Consider the following 19,505-nt stretch of genomic DNA (forward strand, 5'->3'; position numbering starts at 1 on the left):
TCTGTCAACTATTTTTAGCTTTTTGCCAGAGCAGCCATGGCCTCCTGAACATTCTTTACGCCGATCAACCGAATCGGAAACTTCCTCTTGATGGCTTCCAAATTGCTTTTGGGCAAAATACAGGCTTCAAACCCCAATTTTACCGCCTCACTCACCCGCTGTTCCGCCATGTTGACGGCGCGCACCTCACCGGACAATCCGACTTCCCCAAACACCAATAGTTGATCGCTGACCGGCGTATCCTGGTAGCTGGAAACCAGGGCCGTCACAATCCCCAAATCCAAAGATGGTTCTGAAATCCGCATACCTCCCGCAATATTTACATAGGCATCGCACTCGGATAACCGAAGGCCCAAACGTTTTTCCAACACAGCCATCAGCAGATTCACTCGATTATAGTCCGTTCCAGCAGCCGTACGGCGGGGTACGCCGAAATTTGTCCGGCAGACCAAAGCCTGAATTTCCAGAAGAATCGGGCGGGTGCCTTCCATGGCGCATGCCACCACAGAACCGGAAGCCTCTTCCGGGCGCCCGCTCAGCAAAAATTCCGATGGATTTTTCACCTCCTGGAGCCCATTCTCCGCCATCTCAAACACGCCGATCTCATTGGTAGAGCCAAAACGGTTTTTGACTCCACGGAGAATCCGGTAAGAAGCGTTTCGATCTCCCTCAAAGTAAAGCACCGTGTCCACCATATGCTCCAACATTCGCGGTCCTGCCACAGTCCCTTCCTTGGTTACATGGCCGACAATAAAGATGGTGATTCCCAGCCCCTTCGCCAACTGTAACAGAACATTGGTAGACTCTCGTACTTGCCCTACGCTGCCTGGCGCGCCGGAAACCTCCTCCCGGTATATGGTCTGAATAGAATCAATAATCACCACCTCCGGCCGATGCTTGTCCAGCACATGGGCAATCGTATCCAAGCTGGTCTCGCAAAGGAATGTCAGATCGCCCGTAAAGGTTCCCATTCGATCCGCCCGCAGACGAATCTGTTTTAAGGATTCTTCCCCGGAAATATAGAGTACCTTTCTTCCATTCATAGCCAGATTCCGGCAAACCTGCAAGAGCAAGGTGGACTTTCCGATTCCAGGATCGCCGCCCACTAAAAGCAACGACGCCGGCACAATTCCTCCTCCTAAAACGCCGTCCAGCTCCGCAAACCCCGTCGAAATCCGATCTTCCCGCTCTACGGAAACGGCCTCCAAGCGGCATGGCTCTACTGCTGCCAAACCAAGAGGCCCGGATACTTTTCCCGGATGCTTATCCATAGCTGCCGTCGGCGCTTCCACAAACGCATTCCAAGCTTTACAAGCAGGGCACTGGCCCATCCATTTGCTTGATTCATAGCCGCACTCTTTACAAAAAAATGCTGTCGTCTTACTTTTTGCCATGATCCTGCTCCTCTCCTTCCCCTGCTTGCAACTCTAAAAAGCGCTCTGCCAATGCCAAATCTTCCCCGGTCGTCACCTTAATATTGGAATACTCGCCTTCCACCAGCTTTACCGGCAAACCAGCCAATTCCAGAAGCATACAATCGTCTGTAATTTCCAGATTTCCCCGCTCCTTTTCATGAGCAGATAGCAGTACCTCTTTCTGAAAACATTGAGGGGTCTGAACAATCCAGGTATCCGCCCGTCTAGTTGTACTGACTACGATCCCTTCCGTATTTGACAATTTAATCGTATCCTTGGAACGGACAGCTATGGTAGCTCCCGGATAGAACGCCATCTGTTCGATACAATCCCGAATATACCGCTCCGTCAGCATGGGACGGGCGCCGTCTTGGATCAGAACAATTTCGCCTCCCGCGGCTTTTAAGGCATGGTAAACCGACTCCTGCCTGGTGGCCCCTCCTAGTACCATTTGAACTGGCTTTTTCGTGCGAATAAGGAATTTCTGAATCTCTTTCTCGTCTTCCTTCCGAACTACAATCACCAACTCATCTACCAGAGGACTGGCTTCCAGCGCCCTTCGACTGTACTCTAAAATCGGCAGTCCATTTGCCTCCACATATACCTTATTTTTTGCGCCTCCAAAACGTGAGCCGCTGCCGCCCGCCAAAAGCACGGCGGTCACTCGTTTTTCTTGAAACATCCCAATCTCCTACTGCCAAGACATATTACCTATTAGTGAATAAAAAGCCTGCCCTCGTATGTCTCTCAGGAAATGAGATTCCCTTTTTCTTGACATACGGGGACAGACACAGCTGACTTTCATTCACAGTAACGACGCCGGAAGGCATCCTATCCGCTTGGAAAGAATTTCGCTTTTATTTCAACTTTCTTCCACACTCGCCGCAAAAGATATCGCTTTCATCAACCGGGCTTCCACACCCAGGACACACGGAAGGATCTGCTTTTGACTCCATCGGCTCATCAAATACAATCCCCGCGCCGATGGTAGACGTCGTCTGCGGCTCTACCGGCTCGCCGGCAGGAATCACTTGAGGCTCTATCGATTCATTAGACGGTTCAGCCGGAACGCTGGCAGGAATTACCTGAGGCTCTATCGATTCACTAGACGGTTCAGCCGGAACGCTGGCAGGAATCACCTGGGGCTCCACCGGTTCGCTGACAGGCGCGGCCTGATTCCCCTCGAAAACCTGCGGCTGGCTATAAGGCGACGCCATCCCCGGCTGTCCATATGGGGCATTCTGAGGCACCGCCTGGCCCTGAGGCGTAATCCGGCATCCGCAGTATCCGCAAAATTGGCTGTCTCTCGGAACCTCCGCATGGCAATTCGGGCATACCTTCACTCCTTTGATTGCCTGGATCTGCATGCGCAGCGCATCCGCCTGCTCCATGGCCTGACGGATATTCGCGCACTGGGCGGCAAAGGGGTCGTCTCCGTCCTCCTTGTGGGCCTGATAATAGTAATAACCAATTTCCATATAGGAATCATTGATTTTCTGATTGCACTGATTGATCTGCTTATTCAAATCGGATACTTCTGCCATATCTTTTGCCTTTTGGGCAACACCTTTGCTTTTGCTGGAAATCGTCTCTCCAATCTTGTCAAAAAAAGCCATCTTATCTCCTCCTTGAATGATTTTCATTTCTAAACGTCACCGCTTCCTGGTAAAAGGAAGCAGCAAACATGGACTCCCCATTTCTTTAAGACTCTGTCACCACATCGGCGGTTTTCGCTCTTGCTACACGGATAAGGTCTTCCGCTTTTAGCTCCAGCTGACTGCCAAGCCTGCCGCCGCTGACCACAATCTTCTCCCTTGCCTCAGCCGAGGCATCCACAATGGTAGGGAACTGTTTTTTCATCCCGATGGAAGTGCAGCCTCCCCGGACATAACCGGTCAGCGGCGTCAATTCCTTTAACGGAAGCATTTCTATGGATTTCTCGCCAGCCGCCTTCGCCGCTTTCTTCAGATCAAGTTCCGCCTCAATCGGAATCACAAATACATAGTGCTCCCGGCTCTTTCCAACCGTAACCAAGGTCTTATAAACCAGGTCGTGAGGCAGCCCCAAAATATCGGCGATCTGTATTCCATCGGTAAATTCTGTGCACTCATAGGAATACGCCTTATATTCCACTTTATTCTTTTCCAATAAACGCATTGCATTGGTCTTTGCTTCTTTTCCCATCGAATTCTCCTCGCAATACCATTTTTTCAATCACAACAGCTACTCCATCGTGATCGTTGTCCGCCGTCACAACATCCGCCGCGGCTTTCAAACTATCCGAACTATTGTCCACCGCTGCGCCGACTCCCGCATAAAGAATCATATCCCGGTCGTTGTCTGCATTTCCGCAAGCTAAGATTTCCTCTCTTGAAATGCCAAGGAATTCCGAAAGCCACGCAAGTGCAGAGGCTTTCCCGGCTGTCTTGTTTCCAATTTCCACCAGATGAGGTACAGACGAAGTTACATAAAGACCTCCCAAAGCCGCAAGTCTCGCTTCTATCTCTCGCTTAAATTCCACGTCCGCAGCCAAAATATCAATGGCATCCACCCGAGTTCGATTCTCCCGGATAAATTCCCGGATATGCTCCACCGGCCGCCTCGTCCTTCGAATATATGGAAAAGAACCCGGAGGCGCCCCAAAGGCAGCCGGGTTCTCCACATATTCCCGGCTCGCATAGGGTACCCCGTCCACAAAGCCCTCCAGCGAAACTGGATAAGGCTCCATCAGTTCCAAGATTTCCAGCACTTTTTCCTCTTCCATACAATTCCGGTACAGACAAGTTCCATCCAACATACGGCTGATTGCCGCTCCGTTGGAACTGATCGCATATTCCAGCCCTTGTATTTCCCGCAGGCAAAGCGGCAAAGAGTGAAAAGAACGTCCGCTGGCCACCACCACATGAACGCCCCGCTTGATTGCTTCTTTTAACGCTTTTTTCGTCCGATCTGACAGCGTTCCATCGCTCCGAAGAGTCGTGCCGTCCAAATCCAGGGCAATCAGGCGAATCATCGATTCACTGCCTCGCAGGAATAAACCTGATACTCTTTTTTCAAATCCTCATAGGCTTGGTCGCGCATCGCGGCATCCTTAAAGATACCGTAAACACAGGACCCGGACCCTGTCATCAAGCTGGCGGAAGCGCCATATTCCACCAACAAGGCTTTCAATTCCTGAAGTCGATCTCTATCTGGGACAACCTCCTCAAAAACATTGTAAAGATTGTCGCAGATCTCCGACAAATTTCCCGTCTCCAATCCTCGTTTCACCTGATCCGTCAGGCGCTCCTGGGACAAGTTTCCAGACTCATCTAATTTTTGATACATACTAGCCGTGCTGAAAAGTTCTTTCGGCTGAAGTAAAAGCAAGGGGTATTCCATCTCCGTATCAATTAAGGACAGCTGATCTCCGATCCCGGTTCCAACGGCAGCGCGGGAAAGCATACAAGCCGGCACATCCGCTCCAAGGCCCGCTCCAAGCTCCATCATTTCCTTACGCCCCAGTTGAAGGCCAAACATCTGATTTACCGCACGAATCAAAGCGGCTACATCCGCACTCCCGCCGCCAAGTCCAGAGCCATAGGGAATTCTCTTTTCCAAATGAACCCGGAGACCGCCAATTCCCGGATAACGCTCCAAAAGCCTCTCATACATACGATATACCAGATTGTCCTCGTTTTCCAGTTCTTTTACCGTGCAGGTAAACTCCAAACCAGGCTCAGCCTTCTTCTCCACAGTCAAAATATCGCTCAGAGAAATCGGCTGAAAAATCAATTCCAAATCGTGATAACCATCCTCTCTGCGCCCAAACACATTTAGGGTCAAATTGATCTTTCCTCTTGCTTCTACCTTCATTACTGCCTCCTCATTCTACCGTTAAAATACAAAATACGCTGACGCCCAGTCCTCGTCCGAAGTCTGTTAACCCTTCTCCTGTAGTAGCGGTAATCCCAACCGAGTTCTCCGCAATGCCCAAAAGGCCGGCCAAAGACCGGCGCATCTCATCCACTTTTGGACCGATTTTCGGGCGTTTTCCCTCAATCGTGACGGAGAGATGACAGATTTGATAACCGAACTCCCGCAAATCTTTCAACGCCTCGGCAAGATATGCTCGGCTGTCCCTAATTCCAGCCCGACACATCTCATCGGCCACTGGTCCCAGAATATTGCGGCAGGTAATACCAGATACTGCATTGGTCACAGCATGAAGCACCACATCGCCGTCACTGTTAGCCAAAAAAGGCGGTACGCCTTCAAAGAGGACGCCGCCAAGCAGGCAGTTTCCCGGCGCATTTTCCCCATCAAATCGATGACTGTCCTGCCCGATGGATACTTTCATACACATCCCTCACTACTTGCTCCACGCTCTTACCGTCGGTTTCCACCACAACATCCGCTGCCTCCTGATAGGCACGGGTCCGTTTTTGCATCAGCTGCGCAATATATTCGACATTCATATGGCCATTCAGGATTGGCCTGGTCTTCTCATTTTTCACTCGGTGATACGTCGTTTCCGGACTGGCTTTTAAGAGAACGATAAATCCATTTTCTTTCATGGTTCGAATATTCTCTTCCCGGATTACGATGCCCCCGCCGCAAGATACAATGGTATTGCTGCCGTCCGTGATCTCGCGAAGCATCCGGGATTCCTGGTCGCGAAAATACTCTTCTCCGGATTCTTCAAAAATCTGGCGGACGCTGCGTCCGTCTCTGGCTACAATCTCATCGTCTAATTCCAATACTTGTTTTCCATATGCTTTTCCAAAGGCGGCAGAGACCGTAGTCTTACCGCTTCCCATAAATCCTATAAAAAATATATTCTTATTTGTCATCCTTGACTCCTCTGATATTCCGCTTTCCACTTTTGGACTAAATCCTTAAGGCCAGCGGCGCGGCGAATATTGTCTTTCTCCATCAACGCCTCTACCTCCGCCGCCCGTCCAACAAAGCGGGCTCTCTTTTTCTTTTCTTCCAATTCTGTCTTCCAGGTAAATTGTGTCTCCGCCGGCACATGTTCCAAGATCCCCTCCGGCAGCTTTACCAATTCATCCAAAAGATGCAATTCAAACAGCTTCCGAAGCGGCTCCTCATTTTGGAGCAGTTCGTAAGCCCGTACATAGCATTCCGCCGCCTGGTCAAACGAAAAAATCCCAGCCAACGCCGAACCCTTATTAAACCAGACATTCCCCCGGAATCCCTCGCTTAAGAGCTCATCATTACGAAGTGTGAATATCTTATCGTACAGCCGTAACGCCCCATAATATTGGCGCATGGAAAATAAATAATCCGCCTTTGCCTTCATCTGTTCCGCCGTGCTGGACCGTGACAAACGTTCCAGCTGCTCTTTAAAAGCAAACAACTCCGCGCTGCTGTAATAATGGATATCCTGCAAAATCACCAGAAGCAGTTCCGCCTGATCTGCCTGCCCCGCCCATTTCCGGAGCTTCGTTTCCAGACCAGTCATCCCCAACTCCTGGCCAATAAATCGGAATAACCTCTCATCCAGGAAGTCCTCGCCAATGAGCATCAGATTATGATAAATAAAATAACTAAGCTCTTCGCCGGAATACAAATGAATTCCCAGCTCTTCCACATAATAAGGGTTTTTTACTTTCCGGCTGTCGCACAAAATCAGTCCGCTCATGGCTGCCTCCTTTCTTACGATAAAATTTTTTATGAAACAGGAAAGAATTTCGCTCTGCGAAATTCTCCGCCTGCGGCGGGGCAGCTTTGCTGCCATCTTCCTTTTCGCCGCAGTGCGATCCTAGCGGAGCGTTCTTTATTTCATAGGAAATTTCCTATGAAATAAAGAAGTCTCTACGTATCACCTTTCCCGTAGCAGGGAATAGTTCTCCAAATCCTTTATCCACGACCCGTACGGTCATACACCTCTCATCGGAAAATGAGACGATCACTTCAATTTTTGTCGTCTTATTGGGTCTAGCCGGCAGTTCATCCAAAGAAATGCTGACCTTTTCCACCCGCTGGCTTCCGACCGGCGCTACAGCTAAATCCAACATAGACACATCGTCCACAATAAATTCCACAGAAGATTTTGCCTCGTACCAATTACAGCCCGCCGACGCCAATACAACCTGCTCTTTTCGGCCTCCATAGATGGCATATAAGCTAACCGTAGACCGAATACGTCCTTCACAGATACAAATATAGGGATATGCGCTGTCTTCCTGTAGGACGTCAAAGGCCACATAGGCCGCGCCATTGGCAAATAAGTGTTGTCCCGCAAAGACCTTCCGCCGGTTACAGGCAACCTTCAAAAAACCGGATGCCCAATCACTGTTCATAAAACCTTTTCCGGTCAGGAACACCGACGAAATCAATTTTTTTTGAAAGAGGCGTTCTGCACAGGCGGTCAAAATCGTATCCGCTAAATGCTCCCCAGACGGGGTATCCAGCACATCCAGGCTAAATCCTTCCTCCAGTTTTTTATGATCTGCCTCGATCACCTGGGGTTTTCGCCCCCGAATCACCTTCATCTCATAATAATGCAAACCATCTTCCGTTAAATCCAACAGACACGTCTGATTGGCCCAGACTTCCTTTTTCTGGCTAATTACATAATAGATAAAGCTTTCGGTGTGGCTCAGAATATGAATTGCATCCCGCGTCACCCCGCAGGATTCCGCGACTTGTATCAATTTATCCAGAAAATGCCCTTCCAAATCCTGCACAGTAAAAACCAAACTCTCGATCTCTTCTGAATCATATTTTTTCTTTGGAAGTTCTAAAATCTTTTTCAGGTAAATCCGCAGCAGATCCTCTGCTGTATACCGCACGCCTTCGATGGTAGCGTAGCCTTCCTTACGAACCAACTTCACCAGCTTATCCACCATGGTGCCGCCGCCAAACAACGCCAGGCGGTAGGCTTCCTCCCCGATATACCAGGCATCCTCGCCCTTTTTCTTGCAGATCACCGTCGGAATCAGCCCAGAAGACATATCGTCTCCCAAAGCAACCGGCTCTGGCTCCATATCCAGCGGACGGAAGCAGCTGATTTGACTGTAATCATCACATAAATCGATTCCTAATAACAATCCCTCCACAGGGGCTCCTCCCATCTCACTGCAAGTTCTGCTGCGTAATCTATCGTATCGCATCCAACATCCATCAAAGCCGGTTGCTTCGTCCTTCGGACTTCCGCAATCGCCGCCCCGGCTAACGGCCGCCGTCCGGAGCTTTCATGGTAAAGATCGCATCGATTAATGTGTCTTTTTCTGCGTAGTCTAAAACGGCTCTCTGCCAATCCTCATCCGTAGGATCCGCACAGCCTTCTATCAAACGATTCAACACCTGGAAGCGGTTGGTACCGCCGCCGGACGAATCCGCCTTTCGTTCCCCTTGCTCCACTAATTCCCGAACGCCGTCTTCATTTACCCAAATTTCATATTCCAGAACGTCGCCGGAAAAAAGCAAAACGGATTTGACGAAAATTCCTTGGTAGCAGTGGGGCATCTCCGCCCGCACCATCGGTTTTCCCTCTCCACCCGGATAAATACGGTAGAAAAGCTCCACCGTAGCCTCCGGATTCCCTCGAAATTCCAATATCGTCTTATCCATCAGCTCATCCGGCAAAGGAAACAGCTTTCCTAGTTTTTTAAAATACGGAAATACTAAGCCACGATGATAAAGACGCGTCACCATCTCCTGACCCAATGTCCGGTCTTCGTCAGAAAGATCCGGCTGACTGGAAAAATACTTCGTCAATGCCAAAAGACAGATCACCGGCACGCCGCCGGCCAAAAGTTCACTCTTTACGATATCCCGGATGGGAATGAAAACCTCCTCCGATATCTTGTCTTCTCTCATAAAATAGCCGTAACACTTGACTACAAAATAGGCATTGACCAATAACTTATCGGTCGGTCCCTTTTTCAAATAGAACTGGAACACATCGTCTAATTGAACATATTCTCCGGTGAATAATTCCTGGGCCAACAACCGTTCCGCTAAATCGCCGGTCTCCGCCCGCTGACTGATGCCACGGCGCAGCAGCGCCAACATTTCCCGGCTCAATCCATTATAATGGAGACACAAGTAAGACAAAAGCGTGTCATTGGCTTGTCCGCGCTGGAACAGATAGTAAGAAAGTTCCAGCAAAAAATCTTCTTTTTGGTACGATGTATTTTGAATGGTCCGACTGCAAAGTTTTAAAAGCAGCGGCACCTGAATTTGCTCATATCCATAGGTACGAATCAATCCAAAAGCTTCCGCCAAATACTCCCGCTCAATCAAAGCCTCGATCAGATGTGTACGGTCATCTCGGCTGACATAAGGCTTTTGCACGCAAGCCAGAAGTTCATCCCCGCTTTCTGTTTCCATCTGGGAATAATAGCGGATCAATCCTGCCGTCAGCTTTTTCTGATACAAAGGATGGATTCCAGCCACCTCTAGCTCCTCTTTTAGGAGTACAGCCGCATCCGTATCATTCTCCGCTGTCCGCAGAAGCTCGTTGCAGCGAGAAAGCTTTAACATCGGATGATTGGGATAGATAAGGAAGCACTGAGAAAGCAATTCCTCCCCCCCAGGAAAAAGCGGAGTACAAGAAAACGGCACGCCAGCATAGCGGCTGCTGTAAGCATCCGAAAACAGGAGACGGCAGTCCTCGGAATATACGGGCACATAGGCCACGCCATCCCGCACGGGAACCATTTTTTCCTCCTTCAACTCCCCGTACACCACAACCACATGGCGCAGATTCGGGTTATCGATACCAATCCGGCAGGTTTTCAGAACGTCCGGAAGAATCCGGGCCATCTTTTCATCCACCATCTCAGGGAAAAGCTGTCTCCGGTACAAAACCGCCAAAGAGTCATCCACACTCCCCAATAAAAGCTGTTCCAGGGTAAACTGTTGGATTTGCTGAGCGTAAGCCTCCATCATGGCGCTGCCAGGCTCAAAATTTTCCAGGACATTCCGGTATAGGCGAAGCTTTGACGCCGCGTCCGCCGGACTGTTATAGGAATAATACAGCAGAACAACCTGGGGCAGCGGCCCTTCAAAGTCATCCGGCAAGGTATATAAATAGTAATCATAAAGGCGGGTCAACCGTACATCGGCTCCCACTCCCTTGGCAAACCAGGAAAAATACTCTTTTTTTCTTTGATTTCCCTTGATCAGAATCGAGCAAATGGCATGCAGCAGTTCCTCGGTGGGATCGGTTTCATAAAGAGCCTTCAAAATCCGGTAAAGTTCCGGACGAAAACCGGTTTCCGAGGCGGAAAGCTTTGCCACATAAGCTGCTGCCTTGGCATTTAGATACTCATGTTTTGCTCCAAACCAAAGCGATTGTAAGGCAAAGGTATCCAGCTTACGCAATACGTCCGGAATTTCATTATAAATCCGGCACGCCTCCAAATAAAGGTATGGGCTTCGCAGCCCCTTTCGGTAAAATTCACGCATCCGGTCCACAGACTCTGCCGGTTTATTCCGCAGACTCTCATCCAGCTGCATTTGCAGCATCGCCACAACAGGGGTACCCTGTCCCCTCTCCTGATATTTATCCAAAAGCTTGATCAACCGCTCTTTTAATTCCCAGCTTCCGACCAAACACATTTGAAGATAGAGAAAATAGCAGTAGGAATCGATATCCTCCAGCCGGCGTCTTTGCACTTCTGTCTGCAATTCGTTCAGCAAACGGCCAGCCAACTCTTTCCGTCCCCGCAGCATGGCCAGTTCAATCTGCCAAAGTTTCCGCTGAACATCCGGAGCCTTCCGTTCCGCCATCGCATCCCATGCGCTTTGCATCCGGCTTAGCAAAAGGCTTTCCTCATAATGTCCGGCGCGGCGATCCAAATCTGCTTTGATATACGTAGCCATGTGATGGCGAAACTGGTTTTTCTGTTCCCGATTTGTCTCGTCTCCCGCCACTTCCACAACGACAGGAAGTTCCAGTTTCCCATAAATCCCGGCAATCGTCAACTTCCCATAATTGGTTCCCACATGAAGAAAACGGGGAAGGATTCGAAAACTTAACTCGCAGGTATTGCCAACAAAATCCGCATCTGTCAGCCCTTCTTTTTCCGCTACCAAAAAATCCGCGTCGGAGCTAATTCGGTAGGCAGAATATCCCCATGTGTTTCTCGTTATGGTAAGTCGGTCAGTCAGAACTTCTCCGGTACCAGAATAACACCGCTGCGCCAAATCAGCCGAAAGACGTACGCCCTCTTTCGCCCCCATGGCGACGAGAAATTCTTCCATCGCATTGCGTTTTCCACCGCCCCGGCAAAGCCCGTCGTACATGGCACGCGCCGGCAAATCCTGCAAAAAAGGAAGACGCACAAATTCATCCGAGTCAAACAGACGCAAAGCCGTATCGGGCTCTTCCTGTACCATCTCGGCAAATTGTTCCACTGTCTTCAGACGGCCATAACGGGACGCCGCCGCCACCTGTACGGTAAAGCGATAGGGAATCGAATATTCTCCTCCGTTACTTACCAGCAAAAAGGCGCCTATGATAGACTCGCCTTCTTCCAGATGCCTGGCGTCGACCTCGTAGGAAATCAAAGCACTCTCCCCGGTAAAATAACCCGATTTTAGAGTGACCCGGCGGTCTGTAGAATACACCAAACCACGAAAAGCAAGCCGATTTTCGCTATTCACACGAAGATCGCCTTGATGAATCCGGCCAAACGCGATGACCTCTTCTATATTCGGCTGTAAAAGCGCTAGACGAGGAACCTCCGTATCTACGATTCCTCTCGCCAGGCGGCTGATGCCTTCTTTCACTCCTATTCACCTACCCGTTTTATCTTACTACAGTTTCTGACAGAATTCCATATATTTTTTTAATTCTTTTTCATAACCATTGTCGCCTGGTTCAAAGAATTTCATGCCTACCAGCTCGTCCGGCAAATACTGCTGCTTCACATAATGCCCCGGATAATCGTGGGCATACTTATATCCAATGCCCCGTCCCATCTGAGACGCGCCGTTATAATGAGAGTCCTGCAGATGCGCCGGAACCTTTCCGATCTGTATCTTCTCCACAGCGCTCATCGCCCGGTTGATGGCCATATAAGAAGCGTTGCTTTTGGGCGCGGTGGCCACATATACCGCCGCCTCAGCTAAGGGAATTCGACCTTCCGGCATACCGACCCGCTCCAAAATCTGGGCAGCCGAAGCCGCCACTGTCATTGCGTTCGGATCTGCCATTCCCACATCCTCCGCCGCGCAAATCATAATTCTTCTGGCAATAAATTTAGGGTCCTCCCCGGCATAGACCATCCGCGCCAGATAATAAACCGCCGCGTCAGGATCCGAGCCCCGCATACTCTTGATAAAGGCAGAAATAATATCATAATGATTATCACCGTCCTTATCATAGCGGACATTTCTTTTCTGGATACACTCTTCCGCCACTGCCAACGTAATATGAATCTTTCCATCTTCCGAAGGAGGGGTGGTAAGAAGCGCCAGCTCTACCGCATTGAGCGCGGACCGGGCGTCTCCCCCGCAGATATCCGCAAGAAAATGCAGCGCTTCCGGCTCTATCTCCCCGTGGTAGGCTCCCATCCCTTTCTTTTCGTCATAGACAGCGCGGCGCAAAAGCTCTTCAATGTCCTCTGCAGAAAGCGGCTTTAACTCAAATATGATAGAACGGGAAATCAAGGCCCGATTTACTTCAAAATAGGGATTCTCCGTGGTAGCTCCGATCAAAATCACAGTGCCATCCTCCACGAAAGGAAGCAGATAATCCTGCTGGCCCTTGTTAAAGCGATGAATCTCATCGATGAACAGAATCGTCTTTTTTCCATACATCGCAATGCGCTCTTTCGCCTGGGCAATCACCGCCTCCATATCCTTTTTTCCGGCAGAAGTCGCGTTAATCTGCTCAAAATCTGCTTTGGTCGTATTGGCAATGACTTTTGCCAACGTCGTCTTTCCCGTGCCAGGCGGTCCATAGAAGATCAACGAACTTAGTTTATCCGCCGCGATGGCCCGGTAGAGCAGCTTATCTTTTCCTATAATATGACGCTGACCAACCACCTCGTCCAACGTGGTTGGACGAAGGCGTGACGCCAGCGGTGATTCTTTTTCCTTTTTTGTCTCCCGCATATAGTCAAAAAGGTCCAAAATATGTCCCCCTTTTCCTGGGCAATCTTTCAGCCGCCCTCATGTATCGATAAAGATTATATTACCATAGAACGCAATCCCTTGGCAAGAACAACCTGGGGCTATTTGCCTGCTTGCTATGCCCTTCATAAAAAATTCTAATGAAAAGCCTACATTTTTATGGAAAATCCACCGCTTTCCTTGTTGTAGAAATTCCTCCGATCCGCTATAATAGAAAAGACTTTAGCGAGGTGGTATGATGTTTCGAATTTTGCTGGCCGAGGACGACAGAGGAATCGTCGAAAATCTAACTGCTCTTTTAACCCAGGAAAACTTTTTTGTCCGTTCCGTTTCCGGTCAAGGGGAGGCGCTTTCGCTTCTTGCGGATGAGTCATTTGATCTGCTGCTGCTCGATATCGCTCTCTCAGACGGCAACGGCTATCCGGTCTGCGCAGCGGCCAAGAAAAAATACCATATGCCTGTCATCTTCCTTACCGCCTCCGGCGATGAGATGAGCGTTGTGACCGGCTTTGACATGGGGGCCGACGATTATATCGCTAAGCCCTTTCGGCCATTAGAATTGATCTCCCGCATCCGCAATGTACTTCGGAGATACGGCCAGGCGGAATCCACCATTACCATCGGCGACGTACAGGTAGATTTTTTACGGGGTACCGTGACCAAAAACGGGAAAGAGCTCTTTTTATCGGCTCTGGAATACCGGCTTCTCCTCCTTTTTTTCCACAACAAAGGAATGATTCTGTCGCGGGACCGGCTTTTAGAAGAAATCTGGGACGCATCCGGCGAATATGTAAACGACAATACCCTAACCGTTTATATCAAACGCCTTCGAGATAAGATTGAAGAAGATCCCCAGAATCCGACGATTCTCCACACCATCCGTGGACTCGGATATAAGGCAGGTGACATGGGATGAGCCGCAATTCTGAGCTAAAGCTCCTGATCCTTCTCAGCATTTTCCTTACTATACTTGCTTCCTTTGCAGCGTTCTTCTGGTTTGGCGCCGCTGGTTTTATCGTTCTTCTTTCCTGCGGCACACTGACCACGTTGTTTCTTCGCTTTACCTTTTCCCGATACCGCCGCATGGCGGAACTGGCGGAAACACTGGATCATATTCTCTATGGGCAAGCGCTCTCCCTGTCGGATTACCAGGAAGGAGAATTTGCCATATTGCAGGACGAACTGCAAAAACTGTTGAATAGACTGAAAGAACAAGCTGCCACGTTGGCGGAAGACAAAAAGGGGCTTTCCGAAGCAATGGCGGATATTTCCCACCAGCTGCGAACGCCGCTTACTTCTCTTCAGCTGATCCATTCCAGGCTGCAGCGGGGGGAACACAGCGAAGAAGAGCGTCACACTCTTTTGCAGGATTCCCGCAGGCTTTTAGAACAGATTGATTGGCTGATCACCGCGCTTCTTAAAATGTCAAAAATTGAAGCCGGAACCGTTTCTTTCGAAAAAAAGCCAGTGAACGTCGCATCGCTGATTCAGGCAGCGGCGGAACCTCTCGCCGTTCCTCTGGAATTAAAAGAAATCGAGCTTGCCATCCACTGCGCCCCTGACGCCGCCTTTACCGGAGATTTTCTTTGGAGCCGCGAAGCCATCGGAAATTTTTTAAAAAACTGTATGGAACATACCCTGCCGGGAGGGCATATTACCGTCCAAGCTAGACAAACTTCTGTCTTTACAGAAATCTTGGTTTTTGACGACGGGCCAGGAATTGCAGAGGAAGACATTCCACATATTTTTGAACGATTTTATCAAGGAAAACAGGGAAATAAAGAAAGCTTTGGGATTGGACTTTCCCTCGCGCGGATGATCCTACAGGAACAAAACGGAACCGTGAAGGCGGCCAACCGGCCGGAAGGCGGAGCCAGTTTCCATATCAAAATTTATAAAAGCGCCTTATAAACATAGGAAGGAAGACCATGATGACATTAGAAGAAGTACGAAGACAGATTGACAAGATCGACGCCGAGATCAAACAATTATTTTTCAAACGGATGGACGTAGCCCATCAAGTTGCCGAGATCAAATACGAGGCAAACGAGACTACCATCTACCGGGCAGATCGGGAGGCTGACATGATTCGCCGCCTGACAGAAGACGTCCCGTCCGACCTTGTCGCAGAATACACCGCTTTGCTTCGGAAAGTGATCGAAGTTTCCCGCAAATATCAATACGGGTTGATGTATAACTGGAATCCGGATTTCTTTACTCCGCTGGCCGAGGGCGTCTCCATCCGGGAATCAGATACCCGCGTAAAAGTACGCCTGACTCGGACGGATTCCTGCAACAGCATGTCCTCCATCCTTTCCATGATCGGCGACTATGGTTTTAACATGGAACAAATGTATTTGCTGGAGATGAATGCGGAGCAACAGACGGTCTCCTTTGAATTGATTATCCGAGGAAATCTGAACGATACCTCCATGCGCAAATTGATGTTTCAGCTGTCCAAAGAAGCCCTCGCTTTTCAGATCCTGGAAAGCTTCTAAACGGAATTTCCTATGAAAAAACAAAGAGCCTGTCGCATTAACGAATCCGAATTCGTTAATGCTACGGGTGAATAAGGTAGTATTCTGAATTATTACATCTGTGGTGTTGCAATGGATAGAAGCAAGGCTTTGGCTATAATGGTCAAAGCCTTGTTTTACCTAAAAATCTGCATATTCGTATTTTATAATTATTTCGCTTTTACAAACTTCTGATTAGAGCTTTTAGGTTTGTCGGGTATTGTCATTTTCAGTTTTCCTTCAGCGACAAGCGGTGCTACAATCTGTGACATTACATGATTTTTGGATTTGCCTACAAACGCTACGATTTCTGCTCTTGTTCGAGGTATAGAACAAAATTCCACAAGCGAATCGCCAACAGGCATTGTTTCTGCAAACAAACCGTTTTTCATAACCACCTTAAATTCGCCGTGAACAACGGAAAACAGCGGTGCGGGAAGACCTGCATTGGCAAACTCACTACGCATAGTAGGGATACCAGAATATCTATTTTCAGTTACTTTCAAGAGTTCAAGCATATTTGCAAGAGCGGCATTTCTTGTTTCGGGACGAACCTTACCAAGTGCATCTATGGAAATTTTTCCGTATAGTCCGCCGCTATTGATGATCTCCATACGGTCACGATACATTTCAATGCGAATAGGTACGTTTTCTGTATGAACACTATAATCACGATGTACCAAGGCATTGAGGATAGCTTCACGAACAGCCTTTATCGGATATTCGGGTTTATCTGCCCGTTGTCCGTTATCGTTAATTATCGTTTTAGTACGGCTATTCTTACGAACAAACTCCACAGCTTCTTCAAGCATATCGGGGATTGCTCCGGTAATACGTTTGTTATCAATAAAACGCTCACCATCACCGCCAACTGTTCCTTGCTCCGTTCCGGGAAGTGAAACTGCGGTAATGCAAAGCTGAGGGAAATAGCCTTGAGGATATTTTGAAAAAGTCATCAATCCTGCAAGAGTAGGAATGCCGTCATTGGTAATACCCATCAATTCCAAGATTTCTTCCTCAGAAACATTATCTGCAAGATTTTTTCTCTCACTTTTTACTGCGGTCAGATATTCGTTCATTCGCTTTTCGTCAATCATATTGAGTTTGCCATTATTGACAATACGAATGTCATCACGAGTTCTCTTACGAAATGCTTCATAACTGTATATTTCGTATTCGCTCATTGGCTCGTCGGATTCACCAACACGTACATAAGAGCCTTTGATGCGACCTACACCCTTATAAAAAACAGGACGCTCGGAAATATCAACACCGGGAATTTCGGCAGACACAACAGCCTTTCCGTCAATCTCACAAACAGTAAACAACGCACGAACAGACGGCTCCATTTGTTTGCATTGCTCGGTTACTTTCTTTTGAAGATCCTGAGCATCATACACGCCTTTAACAACATAATTATCCACTTCGTCAACACCAAAAATAATAATGCCGCCTTCATCTTGATTCGAAAAAGATGAAAGTGTATCAAATAATCTCGTGGGACAGCCTTGTACCGCCGCTTTCAATTCAATAGTTTGGGATTCGGTTTTTAAGTTTTTTATATCTAAAACGATTTTTTTGAGAGCTTCAGTTTGCATTAACGCTTCCTCCTTGAAGATGTCGGTTTTATTATATACTATTTTAATCAAAAAGCAAGAACTAACGAGCAGAATTAAAATTTCAACGAAAAAATCTTAGAATTAACGGTTCCATTATTCCTAATCGTTAATTCTCAAATGAAAAAGGTGTAACCACATTTTACTGAGGTTACACCACATTTTTTAAAATACTTCTTTATTAGCACTCGACTAAGCGTCAGCCGCTTTTTTTACGTACGCTTATACCAAAGCCATCAAACGAATCCAAGCTCCGCTGGCCCCTTTGACCGCTGGAAAAGTGCCAAACAGTTCGCAGCGGTCCGCGCCGATTTGTTCCAGACGGCAGATATTTTCCACAATGATTACGCCGTTTCCCAAAAGCATCCGGTGCGCGTCCATACCGTTCCGATCCACATTGATACTCTCCGTACCCAGAAGGCGAATCTGTTTTTCCGCCAAATACTCCGCCGCCAAAACGTCCAGATATGGATAGCCTTTACCGATAAACTCTTCGAATCCTTCTTCCCACTTGTCCGCATGTCCCGTAAAAAGTAACACCGCATCTCCAGGGCGAATCTCTTCATGAGCATTTTCCCATGCGATCAATTCCTCTTTTGTAATCCGATGCCAATGCTCCGCTGCCGGGATCTGTACTACCACTGCTGGCCCGCAAAGTACCAAAGGATTTAGCTGGTCCAGGGTATTCCAGCCACTGTTCACATGAAAAGGGGCGTCCATATGCGTTCCTGTATGAGGACAATAGGACCGTACTTCCAGATTCGCATGCCCGCCGTCGATGCCGGCTTTCCCCAGCCATTCCACCTGATACTTAGAGATGTATGGTTCGCAGACGATTCCCTCACCGTGGGTATGGGATAAATCCACTACACGTTTTTTTCCAAGTTCCATCTACACTACTCCTTCTTTGCACGGCCGTATAAAAACAGCACTGCCAAAATGATCACGCCATTGATAATGTTTCGGCCGCCTTCCTGCATATCCAAATTTACCAAGAGGCCGTTTAGAATATAGAGGATAATGGCGCCGGCCACCGTACCGGCATAATTCCCTTTTCCTCCCAAAATCGAGGTGCCGCCGATAACCACCGCTGCGATCGAGGGCATGAGATACGGCGTCCCCATTCCAATGTAAGCATACCCCAGATAACCGGTAAAAAGCAGGCCTCCCAGAGAAGCAAAAATAGCGCTTAGGATATAGATCAAAATTAACACGGCGCTGTTATTTACACCGGAGTAATAGGATACGCTGTAACTGTTTCCAAGGGCATACAGCCTACGGCCAAAATTTGTCTTTGTCAAGGCAAAGGTGACTCCCACTGCAATCACTGCCCAAAGGATCAAGATCCATCGGATGCCAAAGATCGATTCTGTAGAAAGGAAACGAATCCAGTCAGGGGCCGCGCCATTGGCAAGGCCATTGGTATACAGGTAGACCACGCTCCAGAGAATGCTTTGCATGGCCAAGGTCATAACAATCGGTGGAACGTTCAAAAAGACAACGCCCAATCCGTTGACCAAGCCGATCAAAATACTGACGCCTAGAAGCACCCCAATCAAAAGCAGCTGATTCTCATTTTGCATGCTGGTGGTGATAACGGCTGCCAAATTAAAGGTTACGATAATAGAAAGGTCGATCCCACCCGTCAAAATTACAAGAGTCTGGCCAATGGCAAGAACTCCTAGAAACGAGGCAGTCACCAATGTATCTGAAATGTATTTTCCGGAAAAATAGTTGGGCTGCAATAGGCAGGTTACGATATATAAGAGCACGGTGGTCAGATAAACCTTTGCGACCGTGGAGCTCTTCAGCCTTTCTTTCCAGCCGATTGACGGCTGAGCTGCGGCTTTTTCTTTCATTGTTCC

The 19,505-nt window shown here is 48.5% G+C and carries 18 protein-coding genes; 3 read left to right on the top strand and 15 right to left on the bottom strand.

The genetic code is table 11. From position 1 onward, the window contains the following. Positions 1-14 precede the first annotated feature (14 nt). The 12 genes from radA to ACCC71_RS11040 form a co-directional block, all read right to left on the bottom strand. Positions 15-1,394, bottom strand: a complete 1,380-nt coding sequence (gene radA / locus ACCC71_RS10985) for a DNA repair protein RadA (RefSeq protein ID WP_434309669.1) — start codon at positions 1,392-1,394, stop codon at positions 15-17. Then, positions 1,381-2,097, bottom strand: coding sequence for a 2-C-methyl-D-erythritol 4-phosphate cytidylyltransferase (gene ispD / locus ACCC71_RS10990; protein WP_434309670.1), 717 nt, complete (start codon positions 2,095-2,097; stop codon positions 1,381-1,383). Before ispD ends, radA begins: the two co-directional genes overlap by 14 nt. Positions 2,098-2,272: 175 nt before the next feature. Then, positions 2,273-3,031 (bottom strand): zinc-ribbon domain-containing protein, encoded by a 759-nt coding sequence (locus ACCC71_RS10995; protein ID WP_434309671.1) that lies wholly within the window; start codon positions 3,029-3,031, stop codon positions 2,273-2,275. A gap of 85 nt (positions 3,032-3,116) precedes the next feature. Continuing rightward, a complete protein-coding gene (gene ybaK, locus ACCC71_RS11000; RefSeq protein ID WP_434309672.1) occupies positions 3,117-3,599 on the bottom strand; it encodes a Cys-tRNA(Pro) deacylase in 483 nt (160 codons plus the stop codon). Continuing rightward, positions 3,550-4,428, bottom strand: a complete 879-nt coding sequence (locus ACCC71_RS11005) for a Cof-type HAD-IIB family hydrolase (RefSeq protein ID WP_434309673.1) — start codon at positions 4,426-4,428, stop codon at positions 3,550-3,552. Before ACCC71_RS11005 ends, ybaK begins: the two co-directional genes overlap by 50 nt. Continuing rightward, entirely contained in the window at positions 4,425-5,270 is an 846-nt protein-coding gene (gene ispE, locus ACCC71_RS11010) for a 4-(cytidine 5'-diphospho)-2-C-methyl-D-erythritol kinase (RefSeq protein WP_434309674.1), read from the bottom strand. The genes ACCC71_RS11005 and ispE overlap by 4 nt, the downstream gene beginning before the upstream one ends. A gap of 10 nt (positions 5,271-5,280) precedes the next feature. Beyond that, positions 5,281-5,754 (bottom strand): 2-C-methyl-D-erythritol 2,4-cyclodiphosphate synthase, encoded by a 474-nt coding sequence (gene ispF / locus ACCC71_RS11015; RefSeq protein WP_434309675.1) that lies wholly within the window; start codon positions 5,752-5,754, stop codon positions 5,281-5,283. Then, positions 5,717-6,247, bottom strand: coding sequence for a shikimate kinase (locus tag ACCC71_RS11020; protein WP_434309676.1), 531 nt, complete (start codon positions 6,245-6,247; stop codon positions 5,717-5,719). Before ACCC71_RS11020 ends, ispF begins: the two co-directional genes overlap by 38 nt. Further along, positions 6,244-7,059 (bottom strand): hypothetical protein, encoded by an 816-nt coding sequence (locus tag ACCC71_RS11025; RefSeq protein ID WP_434309677.1) that lies wholly within the window; start codon positions 7,057-7,059, stop codon positions 6,244-6,246. The genes ACCC71_RS11020 and ACCC71_RS11025 overlap by 4 nt, the downstream gene beginning before the upstream one ends. A gap of 154 nt (positions 7,060-7,213) precedes the next feature. After that, positions 7,214-8,479: a DUF5716 family protein gene (locus ACCC71_RS11030; RefSeq protein WP_434309678.1), complete on the bottom strand. Its 1,266-nt coding sequence runs from the start codon at positions 8,477-8,479 to the stop codon at positions 7,214-7,216. A gap of 112 nt (positions 8,480-8,591) precedes the next feature. Next, a complete protein-coding gene (locus ACCC71_RS11035; RefSeq protein ID WP_434309679.1) occupies positions 8,592-12,161 on the bottom strand; it encodes a DUF5717 family protein in 3,570 nt (1,189 codons plus the stop codon). A gap of 27 nt (positions 12,162-12,188) precedes the next feature. Beyond that, positions 12,189-13,508, bottom strand: coding sequence for a replication-associated recombination protein A (locus tag ACCC71_RS11040; RefSeq protein WP_434309680.1), 1,320 nt, complete (start codon positions 13,506-13,508; stop codon positions 12,189-12,191). Positions 13,509-13,746: 238 nt separating this feature from the next. On the opposite strand from ACCC71_RS11040, the gene ACCC71_RS11045 reads away from it, so the two are divergent. From ACCC71_RS11045 to ACCC71_RS11055, 3 genes are read left to right on the top strand one after another with little or no spacing between them, the layout of a single operon-like run. Beyond that, positions 13,747-14,424: a response regulator transcription factor gene (locus tag ACCC71_RS11045; RefSeq protein WP_434311847.1), complete on the top strand. Its 678-nt coding sequence runs from the start codon at positions 13,747-13,749 to the stop codon at positions 14,422-14,424. Beyond that, entirely contained in the window at positions 14,421-15,419 is a 999-nt protein-coding gene (locus tag ACCC71_RS11050; RefSeq protein ID WP_434309681.1) for a sensor histidine kinase, read from the top strand. Before ACCC71_RS11045 ends, ACCC71_RS11050 begins: the two co-directional genes overlap by 4 nt. A 17-nt stretch (positions 15,420-15,436) precedes the next feature. Beyond that, positions 15,437-16,006, top strand: a complete 570-nt coding sequence (locus tag ACCC71_RS11055) for a chorismate mutase (protein ID WP_434309682.1) — start codon at positions 15,437-15,439, stop codon at positions 16,004-16,006. Positions 16,007-16,194: 188 nt separating this feature from the next. Here the strand turns inward: ACCC71_RS11055 and ACCC71_RS11060 are convergent, their stop codons facing one another. From ACCC71_RS11060 to ACCC71_RS11070, 3 genes are all read right to left on the bottom strand, one after another. Beyond that, positions 16,195-17,622: an ATP-binding protein gene (locus ACCC71_RS11060; protein ID WP_434309683.1), complete on the bottom strand. Its 1,428-nt coding sequence runs from the start codon at positions 17,620-17,622 to the stop codon at positions 16,195-16,197. Between the two features lie 240 nt (positions 17,623-17,862). After that, positions 17,863-18,531, bottom strand: a complete 669-nt coding sequence (locus ACCC71_RS11065; RefSeq protein ID WP_434309684.1) for a cyclase family protein — start codon at positions 18,529-18,531, stop codon at positions 17,863-17,865. Between the two features lie 5 nt (positions 18,532-18,536). After that, positions 18,537-19,499 (bottom strand): ABC transporter permease, encoded by a 963-nt coding sequence (locus tag ACCC71_RS11070; protein WP_434309685.1) that lies wholly within the window; start codon positions 19,497-19,499, stop codon positions 18,537-18,539. Positions 19,500-19,505: the final 6 nt, after the last annotated feature.

This window comes from Hominifimenecus sp. rT4P-3, from assembly GCF_051055405.1.
Classification (GTDB): Bacteria; Bacillota; Clostridia; order Lachnospirales; family Lachnospiraceae; genus Pseudolachnospira.

Coding starts and splice junctions, on each gene's coding strand:
- radA (WP_434309669.1), bottom strand. CDS start 1,394: ATGGCAAAAAGTAAGACGACAGCATTTTTTTGTAAAGAGTGCGGCTAT.
- ispD (WP_434309670.1), bottom strand. CDS start 2,097: ATGTTTCAAGAAAAACGAGTGACCGCCGTGCTTTTGGCGGGCGGCAGC.
- ACCC71_RS10995 (WP_434309671.1), bottom strand. CDS start 3,031: ATGGCTTTTTTTGACAAGATTGGAGAGACGATTTCCAGCAAAAGCAAA.
- ybaK (WP_434309672.1), bottom strand. CDS start 3,599: ATGGGAAAAGAAGCAAAGACCAATGCAATGCGTTTATTGGAAAAGAAT.
- ACCC71_RS11005 (WP_434309673.1), bottom strand. CDS start 4,428: ATGATTCGCCTGATTGCCCTGGATTTGGACGGCACGACTCTTCGGAGC.
- ispE (WP_434309674.1), bottom strand. CDS start 5,270: ATGAAGGTAGAAGCAAGAGGAAAGATCAATTTGACCCTAAATGTGTTT.
- ispF (WP_434309675.1), bottom strand. CDS start 5,754: ATGAAAGTATCCATCGGGCAGGACAGTCATCGATTTGATGGGGAAAAT.
- ACCC71_RS11020 (WP_434309676.1), bottom strand. CDS start 6,247: ATGACAAATAAGAATATATTTTTTATAGGATTTATGGGAAGCGGTAAG.
- ACCC71_RS11025 (WP_434309677.1), bottom strand. CDS start 7,059: ATGAGCGGACTGATTTTGTGCGACAGCCGGAAAGTAAAAAACCCTTAT.
- ACCC71_RS11045 (WP_434311847.1), top strand. CDS start 13,747: ATGTTTCGAATTTTGCTGGCCGAGGACGACAGAGGAATCGTCGAAAAT.
- ACCC71_RS11050 (WP_434309681.1), top strand. CDS start 14,421: ATGAGCCGCAATTCTGAGCTAAAGCTCCTGATCCTTCTCAGCATTTTC.
- ACCC71_RS11055 (WP_434309682.1), top strand. CDS start 15,437: ATGATGACATTAGAAGAAGTACGAAGACAGATTGACAAGATCGACGCC.
- ACCC71_RS11060 (WP_434309683.1), bottom strand. CDS start 17,622: ATGCAAACTGAAGCTCTCAAAAAAATCGTTTTAGATATAAAAAACTTA.
- ACCC71_RS11065 (WP_434309684.1), bottom strand. CDS start 18,531: ATGGAACTTGGAAAAAAACGTGTAGTGGATTTATCCCATACCCACGGT.
- ACCC71_RS11070 (WP_434309685.1), bottom strand. CDS start 19,499: ATGAAAGAAAAAGCCGCAGCTCAGCCGTCAATCGGCTGGAAAGAAAGG.